This is a genomic window from Streptomyces sp. NPDC054932, from assembly GCF_053610205.1.
This window is the reverse complement of record NZ_JBSGXU010000015.1, coordinates 52,244-64,575: the sequence shown is the minus strand read 5'-3', so window position 1 is coordinate 64,575 and position 12,332 is coordinate 52,244. Positions and strand designations below refer to the sequence as shown.

Here is a 12,332-nt window from a genome sequence, read left to right as displayed (position 1 = left end):
CGTCTCCTCCACATACGGGCGAGGAGGCGGCCACCGTTCCCCGGCCCGCGCCGGGCCCGTCGAACCTCGCCCTGGAGGCACCCACGTGTACGCGATCGGCATGTGCGTCGATGCCCGCTACCTGTTGCCCGCCCTGGTCACGCTCGGGTCGGTCGCCGACCACCTACCGGTGGCCGATCGCCGCGAGAGCGCGGTACGGGTACTGACCAACGGCCTGTCCCCGGGGCAGGCCGCCGTGATGGAGTCGTTCGCCCGCCGCTGCGGGTTCGGCTCCTTCGACCTGCGCTGGCAGACCCCGCCGGCCGAGAGCGTCATGGCGGACACCGCCTACATCTCCGTCGCCACCTACCTGAGGTTCGGGTTCACCCCCGGCTTCCTCGACCGGCCGTTCCTGATCTACGTGGACGCGGACGTACACGTGCGCGGCGACCTCTCCGCGCCCCTGGACGGACTGCCGGCGGACCGGATCGGCGCCGTGCAGGACGAGTTCAACCCGGCCGTCGGGCAGTGCCCGGCACTGCCGGGGGTCGCCGAGCGCTGGCCCCACCTGGTCGGGCGCACCTACGTCAACGCCCGGATGCTGTGGGTCCCCGCGCCGATGCTCGCCCCCATGCGGACCGGGGTCCAGCGGGCCCTGGTCGGCGGGCGGCAGTACATCAAGCACAACGACCAGTGCGCCCTAAACCTTTGGCTGCTGTCCTCCGGGGCCGCGCACCCGGTCGGGCCGGTGTTCAACCGGTTCGAGGTGGACCGGTTCCTCCAGCGGGGGGACTGGGTCCGCCGGGTCCTTCGCCGCCCGGTCACCCGCCGGGACGGGCACGTGGTGCACTTCGTCGGGGGCCACAAGCCGTGGATGCGCTCGTGCCCCGGCACCGAGGACGTACGTGCCTACCGGCAGCAGATGCACCGCACCCTGCAGCACCTGGCCGGGGTGGGCGCACGGTGACCGGCGGCGGCACATTCCCGGCAGTGGAGCGGGCCTGCGCGGAGCTGTCCGGGTCGGCTCCGGCCGAGACGGTCCGGGTCCGCCGTGGGCCGAAGACGGCTGTCTACCGCGTCCGTCTCGCCGACGGCCGCCGGGTGGTGGTCAAGCTGTTCGTGGCCGACACCAACCACGGAGCGGCCGACGAGGCCCGCCTCCTGGCCGCCGTCACCGCCGCCGGGCGGGTGCGGGTACCGGCCGTAATCGGGCACGGCCCCGTTCCCGGTCTGACAGTCTCAGCCCTGGTCACCGCCGATGCCGGAACGAGCACCTTGGGCCGCGCCGTCCGGGCCGGGCAGATCCCACGTCCCGCGGCCCTGCTGCGGCTCGCCCTGCTGTTGGCGGCCTTCCACAGCACCAAGGCCCCGCCCGGCGTCCCCCTGGCGCCGGGCATCGGCCAGCAGGTCAGCGCCCTTGCCACCCACTGCCCCAAACAGCTCTTCGTCCGGCTCGCGCCCGCCCTGGAAGTCATCGCAGCCGGGGCCCGCGTGGAACGGCTGGTGTGGTGCCACGGAGACCTCCACCTGGAGAACGTGGTCCGCGGAGACGACCTACGCCTCACCTCCGGCGAACACGGCCGGCTTCGCCTCCCCGACTACCTCGTGGACTTCGAGGCCGCGACCGTGGAAGTCCCCGAATACAACCTCGCCCAGACCCTCGTGACCTGCGACGCCCTGGAACCGTCCGACCGGGTGTTCATGGCCGCCGCCTACGGACGGCCCGTCGATACCCGGCTCTTGGACGCCTATGTGGCCTTCCAGGCCGTTCGCGGCTGGACCTACGCCGCCCACCGGGAGGGCCGCGACCACGACGCCTGGGCGGCCCGCCTGCACCTCGCCCTGTCCCCGCAACCAGGAAGGACCGTGCTGTGATCGATCCCGATCTGTCGGTGATCATCCCCGCGTACAACGAGGCCGAGTACCTGCCCCGCTACTTGCCCACCGTCTTCGCTTCCCTCCGGGCCTGGGAGGCCCTGTCCGGCCTCACCGGGGAAGTGATCGTGGTGGACAACGCCTCCACCGACGACACCGCGACCGTCGCGAAGGAGCTGGGGGCCAGGGTGGTGACGGAGCCGGTCCGCAGCATCGGCCTGGCCCGGAACACCGGAGCCCGCGCGGCCGAGGGCCGGATGCTGTTCTTCGTCGACGCCGACGTGGCCCTACCGCTGGAGGGGATCACGGCCGCCGTCGCCGCGATGGACGCCGGGGCCGTCGGTGGGGCCATCCCACCGCTCTACACCCCCGCCCGGTTCGGGGCCCGTCTGCTCTGCGCCTACTGGGACCACCACCGCGCCCGTCACGGGGGCGCCCAGGGCGTCAACCAGTTCTGCACCCGGGACGCCTTCAAGGCCGTACACGGCTACCGGCCGGACTACTTCATGAGCGAGGACATGGAGTTCTTCGCCCGACTGACCGCATACGGCCGCCGCACGGGCGGGCCGGTCGCGGTCCTCGAAGACCTCCGGGTGCGGCCCTCCACCCGCCGCTACGACGCCTGGTCCACGGCCCGGATGCTCTGGTGGCAGAACCCGCTGATCGTCCGCGTCGGCCTGGCCTCGCCCCGTTTCTGGCGCAACTGGTACGCCACCACCGTCCGATGATCGGAGAACCTCAGGTGACCCGCCTTCCCCTGCCGGACGCCGACGGCGTCTACACCTTCCCCACCGACCTCCTGAACGCGCACCGGTCCTGGATGGACTCCCTGACCGGGGCCAAGGAGATCATGACGCTGACGGCGCCGCTGACCCTCGCGCCGTACTGGATCGAGCCGCGCAAGCCGTCCGGGCGGCCGGTGGTCGTCATCGAACCCCACCACGACGACTTCGTCCTGTCCGCCTCCGGGACCTTCCTCGCCCGTCCCCGACCGCTGACCGTGGTTACCGTCTTCACCCGCTCGCGCAGCGTCCACCCCTCCCTCGAAAGCACCTACAACAGCGTGGAGGCGGTCTCCGGACTCCGCGACCGCGAAGCCGCCCAGTCCCTGTTGCCCCTGGGAGCGGCCCGGGTCGGTCTGGGGCACAAGGACGCCGAGAAGCCGTACCAAGCACCCGAGCCCGCCCAGGTGGACCGGATCACCTCCGAGCTCGCCGAGGTGCTGGACGGGATGGACGACGCTGAACTGCTCGCCCCGGCCGCAGTCACCCGCCACCCGGACCACCTCGCCGTCCACGAGGCGGCGCGCCGCCTGGGCTGCCGGTGGTTCTGGGAGGACGCTGCCTTCTGGTCCACCTACGGCTTGTCCGGATGCGACCAGCAGCTGTTCCGGCAGCGGGTGCGCGACGCCCTCGAACCGGAGCTGGAGGACATCACGGGCACCGTCCTGGACAAGCTGACCCTGTTGCACATGCACGGCTCGCAGATGCACCCCGCGCGGAAGATGTACCGGCCGATCCGGCACGCCCACACCGTCGCCGCCCACCTGCTGCCCGACCCGGACGGCCGTCCGCGGGGCCAGTTCGCGGAACGCTTCTACCGCCTCGGGGGGTCGTGGTGATCCTCGGCCTGGAAGGCCCCTCGTACGGGGGCAAGACCTCCGCCCTGGGGCGACTCCGCCGGGTGCTGGCGATGCGGAACGCGATGTTCTTCCCCTGCTACGTCAAGTCGTTCGCGCGCCGCGAGGACGTCCCCACCCCCGCCACCCGGTCCGCCGCCGAGCAGGTGGAGGCGTTCATGACGTTCATGGAGATCGAAGACGGGCGTGTGCGCGCCGCCCGCCGGCACGGCGGGCTGGTCGTCCTGGACCGGACCGTCGACACCCTCCTCGCCCACGCACACGCCATGGACGAGATCCACGGCTTCGGCATCCTGCCGGAACTGTGCCAGCGGGCCGAGGAGATGCCGCACCTGAGGCCGGACCACACCCTGTACCTGGACGTGACGCCCGAGCTCTTGCACCTGCGGCGCAAGGCGGCCGGACACCACGAGGTCGAGCCCGACTACTTCCTCCACGACCCCGCCTTCCTCACGCACTTCCGCGACTACTTCTGCCGCCCCGTCCGCAGCCCGGCGACTGCGGAGTTGGCCGTCGCCTCCGGGGACGGCGACCGGCAGGAGACGGCCGCCGTCGTGCAGGCCCTCTTCACGTACTGGGCGGGTGTCCGGTGACCGGCCCGACGGTGCTGTTCGCATGGCGGCGGACACCGCCACCGCTGCTGATCGGGGGCGCGGAGGTCTCCCAGCAGCTCCTGGCGGAAGAGTTCGTCCGGGCCGGCTGGCGGGTCGTCTACCTCGGCAGCCACGAGGCCCCCTGGAACGGGTCCGCCCAGATCGGCCACCTGCGCGCCCACCTCCGGGCCCACGGAACCGTGTGGGAGGAGACGGGCGGGGAGGTCCGCTACCGGTGGAACGGCGTCTCGTGCCGGGCCGTGCCGCAGGACAGGGTGGAAGCAACAATGAAGGGCCTCCTGGCCGAGGTCCGGCCGGAGCTGGTGGTGACCTCGCAGGAACGGGCTTCCGACCTCGCCGCCCTTGCCCGGCGATCCTCTCGGGTCGCCGGATGGCTGCACTCCGTCTCGGCCAACAGCATGGGCGTCCTCCACGGCCGACCGCACGTCGCCCTCGTCACGTCGAAGTTCGTCGCCGGACGGGCCCAAGCCCACGCCGACACAAAGGCGGTCGTCTTCTACCCGCCGTTCGCGCCGGCCAAAGGCGCCGGGCCCCTCCTCGCCTCGGGGCACGGCACAGCCGCCCGCGTCCCCGGCGGCGTGCTGATGGTCAACCCCATCCCCGCCAAGGGCGCGGCCCTCCTGCACCAGCTGATCCGCCGGTTGCCCACCCTCCGGTTCACCCTCGTCGAGGGCTGGTGGGACACGGCTGGCGAGTTCACCGCACACCCGAACGTGCACTGGGTCCCCCGCACCTACGCCATGAGCCCGATCTACGCCGCGAACGACCTGCTGCTCGTGCCCTCCCAAGTCGAGGACGCCTTCCCCCGGGTGATCGTGGAAGCTGGGCTCCACGGCGTCCCCACGATCGGCTCGTCCCGTGGCGGCATTCCCGAGGCGGTCGGGGACGGCGGAGTGATCCTCCACCCCGACGACGTGGACGCCTGGGTGCGGGCGATCGAGACGGCTGATCGGGCCGACCTCGGCGCGAAGGCCCGCACCGGGGCAGCGCCGCTGGTCCGGCCGTGCCTGCCCGAGCTTGCTGCCGCCGGGCTCATCCCGGCGACAGCAGCCGCCGGCTAACTGGCTGCGTAGGCGGCCTGCACCTCGTCGGCGCGGTCGGTCCACCAGTTCAGCAGTGCCTCGTCTGTCAGGAACATCTCGCCGAAGGTGGGGTCCTGGCGGTCGAGGTAGAACTCCAGCTGCCAGAAGTCGGTCAGCCGCTTCCACCACAGTCGCTTCACCGCGTCGGCGAGGTCGCCCTCAGATAGATCGATCACGGACCGGTACCCGGAGCAGAAGGCGGCAACACGGTCGAGGTCGAAGACACCACCTACCCCGAACTGCACCTGCGCGGTCCGCGCGACCTCCTCTCCGTACGGACGGACACCGAGCCGGTCCCAGTCCAGTACCGCCACCACCCGGCCGTCGCGGCGCAGCAGGTTGCGGTACTGGAAGTCGCCGTGCGTCCACCCGTACGGCCCGGCCGGCACCTCGCCGTCCGGCCGGGCACCGGCGTACCGGGCGAGGAGGCCGCGGCGGCCGTGCAGGGCCTCGGCGGCGGCCTTGTCCAAGTCGGTGACCGGATCGGCCGGAAGGCGACTCGCGAGAGCAACGGCGGCCCGGTCGGCCTCGGCCACATCACGGACCTTCGCAACCGGTGCCTGCTCCGGGACCGAGCCGGGCCCATGCCGCCGCAAACCCTCGTGCAGGCGGCCCAGGAGAGCACCAAGATCGCGCACCTGGTCGAGCGGGAGATCCGTCCCTTGAAGGTGCTCGCCATCCACCCACGGCAGGACGCAGTAGCCGTGACCACCGACTTCCACCACGAGGTCGCCACCGGCTTCGAACAGGGGCGCCGGCACCGGGATGCCCTCACGGGCCAGGTCCACGAGGACCGCGAGGTTCCTGCGAACCTTCGGCAGAGGAACGTCGGTGATCTCCTTGAGCGCGTACACCCCCGTGGCCGTCGCGAGCCGCCAGTTCCGGTTCATCAGGCCGTGGGCAAGGAACCGCCGATCACTCACCGCGCCCAGCCCGAACGCGTCGGACAGAGCGGGCAGCACTGCCGTCAGACCATCTTCTCGTGTCGTATCCGTCACCCCCAGCACGGTACGCCGACGCCGAATCCCGCACCCGATTTCGTCACCCAGGTCCCCGCAGAGAGTCAGAGGGAGATGCGAGCCAGGTTCCACCTCCACCACCGGCTTACCTGACTCTGCCCGTGGCGGAGCCGGAACCGCCCCGGCGGCCTCACTACCCTGACCGACGGACCACCCGCGGCCGTACGACGATCAGGAGACCATGATCACGTCCTCCACCGCCCGAATCGAAGACCTCCTCCAGACCGGCGTGCGCGAGAAGGTCTACCCCGGCGCGGTGTGGGCGGTCGGGGACGCCGACGACATCCGCGCGAGCGGAGCCGTCGGCCTCCTCGACCCCGACCGGACCGACGAGCCCATGCGACTGGACACCGTCTTCGACGTCGCCAGCCTCACCAAGATCCTCGCCGTCTGGTCCACGATCGGCACGCTCGCAGAAGAGGGCAAACTCGACCTCCACGCCCCTCTAGGCACCTTCTGGGACGAGGTCGCCAGCCATCCCCTGGCCCGGGCCACGACCCACCACCTCCTGACCCACACCGCGGGCCTGCCCCTGCGCGCCAACCTCAAGAACCTCTACGGCACCGACCCCCAGGACATCCGCGACGGCGTCCTCCACGAAGCCCTCCACCGCCCACCGGGCGAGGCCGTCGAATACACCGACCGGGCCGCCCTGATCCTCGGCTACCTCGCCGAGCGCCTCTCGGGCCAGCCCCTCGACCGGCTCGCCACCGACCGCGTCTGGTACCCCCTGGGCATGACCCGTACCCGCTTCGGCCCCCTCTCCGCCACCGAAGCTGCCCGCTGCGCCCCCACCGAGTACGACGAGGCGACCGGCACCCACCTCAGGGGCACCGCCCACGACTTCTCCGCCCGCCTCCTCGGCGGCGTCTGCGGCATCGCCGGCACCTTCTCCGTCCTCGACGACCTCGCCCTCTTCCTCCGCCACATGCTCGCCCCCACCCGGGTGGCCTTCGGCCCCGCCTGGATCAACGACTCCCTCCGCATCCACACCGGCACCCTCACCCCCGCCCGCGGCCTCTTCTGGCACCCCGCCCCCGGCACCGACCCCGCCGAAGACGTCTGGGTCCACTACGGCTTCACCGGCACGGGCATGTGGATCAGCCCCACCCAGGACCGCTGGGCCGTCCTCCTCACCAACAAGCTCCGCTACAACCGCGATCGCGAACCCTTGACGGAGATCCGCAATGCCTTCCGCACGGCCGGGTTTACCTCGCCGCATCGCACCCGGAGAGCATGATGTTTCAACGTTCTTCACGGCGAGGTGCCGCCATGGCGGCATGCACGTAGCGGGCGGCGCTTGCGGTATCCCGATCGGGCAGCCGACGGATGCCACGCCGGGAAACGATCGCCGAGCGCAGCCAAGACTCGACGTGCCCTTGCGGCAAGAAGTGTTGGAGATGACGGACAGATCACGCCACACAACACCTACCATCATATGATCACTGTTGCTCTGGGTGACGGATCAGGGGTGGGGCGAGCGGTGTACGCGTCCAAGGTGTTGGTAGAGCGATTCCGATCATGCGAGCGGGTGGAGATCCCGCTGCGGCCGGAAGTTACGGTCCTGGTCGGGGAGAACAACGCAGGCAAGTCGAGCGTGATCGACGCGCTCCGACTGCTCGCGGATCCCCTGGATGGGCGCCGAATACGGTACTTCGAGGAAGCTGACGTCCTGCAGGCTGCGGCCACGCTGGGCGGCCCTCTCCTGCAACTGGACGTAGCAGGCATCGGTCCGCAGCACAGTGGGGCGTACTTGGAGGCACTGCTGCCCGAAGGAGCTCCCGATAGTCGTACCGCGCGGTGGCAGGTGTCCTGGACACCACCACAGCCGGGCGGACGCCGAGGAAGTACCGTCTGGACGCAGGGCGTGGGCCTCCCCGTCACAGGCGATCCTCCCGCTCGTGGGGGCGTGCGGCATGTCTACCTGCCCGCGCTGCGCGACGCGGAGCGAGAGCTGGCCTCGGCTGGCGGGGACCGGGTGCGGATGATCCTTCGCGGGCTGTTGGGGGACGATGAGCAGGTTGATGCCTTCGTGGAACGGATCGGCAGCGATCTGAAGAGGGTGGCTGCGGATCCGGACGTGGCTAGAGTCAGCGAGAAAATTAATGACCCTCTGCGGAACATGACCGTCGGCGCACACCCCCAGACTAGTCAACTCGCGCTGGCCGAGCCTACGTTCGCGTCGATCGCCCGGTCGCTCCGGGTGCTGCTGGGTGATGCCGTCGGCCAGCCTCTTCCGCTGTCGGCCTCGGGGCTGGGCTACTCCAATGCCCTGTTCATCGCCACAGTGATGGCAGAGTTGGACGCAGCAGCGGACGCCGACCTGACCCTGCTGCTGGTCGAGGAGCCTGAAGCGCACCTGCATCCGCAACTGCAGACGCTGCTGCTGCGCTACCTGCAGCAGCGGGCGCGGGCCTCGCGCTGTCGTCCTGCCGGTGACCCGTCCCAGCCGGCCGGGCATCTGCAGGTGGTGGTCACGACCCATTCCCCGATCCTGTCGGCTGCCGCCAGCGTGGAGAATCTGGTGATTATGGCCCGGTGCCCGGCCGGGTGGTCCAGCGGCTGGCAGGCACATCCTTTGCCGATTCCCCGGCTGCATCTGAGCCCAGATCGGATAAGGCATCTGGACCGCTACCTGGATGCCACGAAGAGCGCCCTACTATTCGCGTCACGAGCAATTCTGGTGGAGGGCATTTCCGAACTTCTTCTGCTGCCCGCCCTGGCCGAGCGGGTCCTTGCCGCCCCGGCGGGTTCAGACGCACGAGCAGTCCGGGAAGCGTCCGAAGCACTGGAACGCTTCTTCGGCACCACCCGGGTGATCGTCGACGGCGTCGGATTCGAGGTCTATCTGCGGGTACTTCTGGCACCCGTGGACGGGATGAGCCTGGGACGGCGGGTGGTGCTGATCACCGACACCGATGTGGCACCCGACCAGCCGGAACCGCGCCGGCTGCAGTCACTGCGGGCGCTTCCCCTCCGCTGGGGTTCGCCTGGTGAGCTACACCTGGCCGCGGCACCCCGCACGCTGGAACCGGCGCTGTGGTCGGCCGACAACATCGCCGCCTTGAAGGCCGCGTTCCTGCGGTGTGCGCCGCGCTCGAAGGAACGCTGGGAGCAAGTCGCCCAGGCAAAGGACCCCGCCCTGGCATTCGGGGAGTTGTTCGTCGCGAAGACCAGTCGGACTGCCACGGGCGCGGACGAGCAGGTCGTGAAGGGCACCGAGATCTCCAAGGGCCTCTTCGCCCAGGAGCTCGCCGATGTGCTGGGCGATCCGGCAGTTGAGTTCACCGTGCCCGACTACCTGGCGGACGCCATCCGCTTCATCGTCGCCATCGACAGCGCTGCCGGGTTGATCACGCCATGAGCGAGCCGGAGCAGACGAAGACGGTGCGAGCCGACGCCGAGGCACAGCAGAACACCGCAACAACGGTGATCGCTCCGGCCTACGTACCCGCCTGCCCAGGCGCGGGCAAAACGCATGTGATCACCAACCGCCATCTGCAGTCGCCCAGACGGCTGCTACGCCAAGGCCGGGCACTGATCTCGTTTACTCGGGTAGCGCGGGATCAGATGGCCCGCCGCTGCCGCCAGGCGGGCCGCGCCGACCTCGTCCAGGCACCACACTTCATCGGCACGCTCGATTCGTTCTTGTGGGAGTTCCTGGTCAAGCCTCGGCGTCCAGCCGAGCCCGTGCCCCGGCTACTGGACTCGTGGGCGAGCATCAAGGCCCCGGTGCAGGGTACAGACCGCGAAATCTCACTGCACCGCTTCCCCATGGCCCTGCACCCTTCGCACGATCCAGCGCGCGAGGAGGTGGTCTGGAACAACCTCGACTACGACACCAGGCAGCTCATCGAAGCCAGCGCCTACGACCGCCTGGCTTGGCAGGAGAAGATCTTCGCCACCCGCAAGTCTTTGTGCCAGCAGGGATACTTCACCGGGCATGAGGCACGGTTGTTGGCTCTGTGGAACCTGCACAACGCCGAGGCCTCAGCCAAGCTACTGCCCCCGCTACGCTCCCGGTTCGCGGAAATCGTCGTCGATGAGGCCCAGGACTGCTCAGCCGCCGACCTGGCAATTCTCCAGCTACTGCACGACGCCGGCCTACCGCTGATCCTCGTCGGCGACCCGGACCAGGCCATCTACGCCTGGCGCGGCGCCGAACCGCACGCACTTGGGAACTTCGCAGCCCGTCTGTCCCACACTCCTCACCGCCTGACGGGCAACTGGCGAAGCTCTCCCGTCATCTGCCACCTGGCGGCCACCCTGCGCACGGGACAACGCCCACCGGACGCATCCGTCATGCGCGACGACGACATCCCTGTCCTGCTGCTGCCCACCCGGTTCGCCACCTCCGGCAGCCGTCACCTGCACTCTCCGACCGGTGACAACATCGTCGATGCCTTCCGTGCACGCGCCGAGGAGTACGCCATCGAGGCCAAGGACTGCCTCGTGACCGCCTACAGATACGCCACCCTGCCGGGAATTGCCCGGGAGAAGCCCAACACCAACGCCATCACGAGCCTGGCCTGGGCCCGCACCGCTGTCCACACCACGGGCGCCTCCAGCGACGACCTCGCCCGGGCCTGCGCCACCGCCATACGCGCCCTGTTCGGCTACTGGTATCCAGGCGAAACGGGCGGCCTCGACCGCATCATGGCTGCTCACCGCCTATCGGCAGGTCAGATCTACCGCACGGCCTTCGCGTTCCTCCACAGCCTGCCTGCACCCCACAAGGAATGGGGTCCACAGGTGTGGCAGGCCATGAAGGCCTGGCCCCCTCTGCCCGGGGCTGCTCCGCAGGGCAGCAAGGGCCGCCTTGCAGGAAAACCCACACTGCCCCGCTCCCAGCCGGCCACCGGCATACGTACCAACATCGTCCACCAGCTCAAAGGCGACGAAGCCGACGGGGTCCTGCTACTGCTGCCCGACCTCGGAAGTGTCCAACGATGGGCCACCTCGGATCCGGCCACCGACGAGGTGCTGCGTGTCTGGTACGTCGCCGTCACTCGCGCCCGCCGCTTGGCCGCCATCGCCCTGCCCGAGGAGGAGATCAACGCGCTGGCCCAACTATTGGACGGTCGCCAAGTGCCCGTGCGAATCACATGATTCTTTTCCAAGCTGCAGGGCAGGGGCAGGTCTTGTGAGTTGGGAGACTATGCGAGCGACGCCTCATGCAGCAGGGCGTGCGGACGCTACTCGTACGGTGCCTGGACAACGCAGCACCGGATCGATGCAGCGCGCTTGAAGTGCGGCTGGCCGAAGTCGAGAGCCATGGACCTAGCTTCGCCCGTTCCAGGCGGAGTGGTGATGACCTGCGGCTTACCCGCGCCAGCCGTCGGCCCGCCAATTCGGCGGCCGGCGCTGCGTGAGTGTTCCCCGTTGTCATCGGCGGCCCTCGTCGCGTCTGGGGCGCTCAGGGGTTTGGCCCCTGAGCGGTGACATGCTGCTCGGCCAGGTCTGGGGTGTGCAGGGTGCGGATCTCGCTGGCGATGTCAGGTTGCCCGTAACGGTCGGTGAGGGCAGCCATCGTGTCGATCAGGTGGTTCTTGGCATCGGTGGTCAGGTCACTGATGAAGGTGTGAAGCAGACGGGCGAGGAGTGCCCAGCGACCTTGTGGTGCGTAGGCAGCTACTTGGCTATGCAGTTGTTCGAGGCGAGTAAGCGTGTCTTCGTCGATGGTGTGCGGCGCGGTGGCGTACCAGTAGGCCAGGGCCAGGGAGGGGTCGCTCATCACTGTGGTCCGGAAGGCGCGAGCCGTCTCCAGGTGGCGGGCCTGTTCGGCGCGGCGTTGTTCCTCCTCGTACTGGTGACGTTGGTGTCGGGTCGTGGCGCTGAGTGCCTCGAGGTCCGTGCTCAGGTCGACGTGGGCCCAGACGAGCCTGACAGGGATGCCCGGGATGTCGGAGGCCTGACCGAGGAGCGTGTTGATGCGGGCCGCTGCCAGGACGGCGTCAGCCGGAGTGAGGTTCGAGGTGATGTTGCGGACGATGGTCAGGGCGTGGTGGCTGGCGGCAGCGTCGGGATTGTGGTGGGGACGCGGCGAGGGGAGTTCTTCCCACGCCCCGGTGAGGGTGAGGGTGAAGGGGTGGCCGGGCATCACATTGGGCATGGGGCAAGTAAT

General features: G+C 69.7%; 11 protein-coding genes. 9 read left to right on the top strand and 2 right to left on the bottom strand.

Annotated features, from left to right (window positions below):
• Window positions 1-85: 85 nt before the first annotated feature.
• Genes ACWGE1_RS06800 through ACWGE1_RS06775 form a run of 6 tightly spaced genes read left to right on the top strand, consistent with a single transcriptional unit; the run spans window position 86 to window position 5,168 of the window.
• The gene (locus tag ACWGE1_RS06800; RefSeq protein ID WP_453419477.1) at window positions 86-946 is read left to right on the top strand and encodes a hypothetical protein; all 861 of its coding nucleotides are present in this window, start codon (window positions 86-88) and stop codon (window positions 944-946) included.
• A 23-nt stretch (window positions 947-969) separates the two neighbouring features.
• Window positions 970-1,854, top strand: a complete 885-nt coding sequence (locus tag ACWGE1_RS06795; protein WP_453419476.1) for a phosphotransferase — start codon at window positions 970-972, stop codon at window positions 1,852-1,854.
• Window positions 1,851-2,582, top strand: a complete 732-nt coding sequence (locus ACWGE1_RS06790; RefSeq protein ID WP_453419475.1) for a glycosyltransferase — start codon at window positions 1,851-1,853, stop codon at window positions 2,580-2,582. The genes ACWGE1_RS06795 and ACWGE1_RS06790 overlap by 4 nt, the downstream gene beginning before the upstream one ends.
• Entirely contained in the window at window positions 2,579-3,475 is an 897-nt protein-coding gene (locus ACWGE1_RS06785) for a PIG-L deacetylase family protein (protein WP_453419474.1), read from the top strand. The genes ACWGE1_RS06790 and ACWGE1_RS06785 overlap by 4 nt, the downstream gene beginning before the upstream one ends.
• Window positions 3,469-4,086, top strand: coding sequence for a hypothetical protein (locus tag ACWGE1_RS06780; protein WP_453419473.1), 618 nt, complete (start codon window positions 3,469-3,471; stop codon window positions 4,084-4,086). The genes ACWGE1_RS06785 and ACWGE1_RS06780 overlap by 7 nt, the downstream gene beginning before the upstream one ends.
• Entirely contained in the window at window positions 4,083-5,168 is a 1,086-nt protein-coding gene (locus ACWGE1_RS06775; protein WP_453419472.1) for a glycosyltransferase, read from the top strand. The genes ACWGE1_RS06780 and ACWGE1_RS06775 overlap by 4 nt, the downstream gene beginning before the upstream one ends.
• Here ACWGE1_RS06775 and ACWGE1_RS06770 read toward each other — a convergent pair.
• A complete protein-coding gene (locus ACWGE1_RS06770) occupies window positions 5,165-6,187 on the bottom strand; it encodes a phosphotransferase (protein WP_453419471.1) in 1,023 nt (340 codons plus the stop codon). The genes ACWGE1_RS06775 and ACWGE1_RS06770 overlap by 4 nt on opposite strands.
• Window positions 6,188-6,389: 202 nt before the next feature.
• Here ACWGE1_RS06770 and ACWGE1_RS06765 point away from each other — a divergent pair, with 202 nt between their 5' ends.
• The 3 genes from ACWGE1_RS06765 to ACWGE1_RS06755 all read left to right on the top strand — a co-directional run bounded on the left by ACWGE1_RS06765 (window position 6,390) and on the right by ACWGE1_RS06755 (window position 11,317).
• On the top strand, window positions 6,390-7,448 hold the full coding sequence (locus ACWGE1_RS06765) for a serine hydrolase domain-containing protein (protein WP_453419470.1): 1,059 nt from the start codon (window positions 6,390-6,392) through the stop codon (window positions 7,446-7,448).
• A 198-nt stretch (window positions 7,449-7,646) separates the two neighbouring features.
• A complete protein-coding gene (locus ACWGE1_RS06760) occupies window positions 7,647-9,572 on the top strand; it encodes an AAA family ATPase (protein ID WP_438310670.1) in 1,926 nt (641 codons plus the stop codon).
• The gene (locus ACWGE1_RS06755; protein ID WP_453419469.1) at window positions 9,569-11,317 is read left to right on the top strand and encodes a UvrD-helicase domain-containing protein; all 1,749 of its coding nucleotides are present in this window, start codon (window positions 9,569-9,571) and stop codon (window positions 11,315-11,317) included. Before ACWGE1_RS06760 ends, ACWGE1_RS06755 begins: the two co-directional genes overlap by 4 nt.
• 307 nt (window positions 11,318-11,624) lie before the next feature.
• On the opposite strand, the gene ACWGE1_RS06750 is transcribed toward ACWGE1_RS06755, so the two are convergent.
• Complete coding sequence (locus ACWGE1_RS06750; RefSeq protein WP_453419468.1) at window positions 11,625-12,320, bottom strand: hypothetical protein; 696 nt, start codon at window positions 12,318-12,320, stop codon at window positions 11,625-11,627.
• Between the last annotated feature and the right edge of the window lie 12 nt (window positions 12,321-12,332).

What these genes read in the sequence shown, in the direction of transcription:
- ACWGE1_RS06785 (WP_453419474.1), top strand. Translation starts at nt 2,579, where the DNA reads ATGATCGGAGAACCTCAGGTGACCCGCCTTCCCCTGCCGGACGCCGAC.
- ACWGE1_RS06765 (WP_453419470.1), top strand. Translation starts at nt 6,390, where the DNA reads ATGATCACGTCCTCCACCGCCCGAATCGAAGACCTCCTCCAGACCGGC.
- ACWGE1_RS06760 (WP_438310670.1), top strand. Translation starts at nt 7,647, where the DNA reads ATGATCACTGTTGCTCTGGGTGACGGATCAGGGGTGGGGCGAGCGGTG.
- ACWGE1_RS06755 (WP_453419469.1), top strand. Translation starts at nt 9,569, where the DNA reads ATGAGCGAGCCGGAGCAGACGAAGACGGTGCGAGCCGACGCCGAGGCA.
- ACWGE1_RS06750 (WP_453419468.1), bottom strand. Translation starts at nt 12,320, where the DNA reads ATGCCCAATGTGATGCCCGGCCACCCCTTCACCCTCACCCTCACCGGG.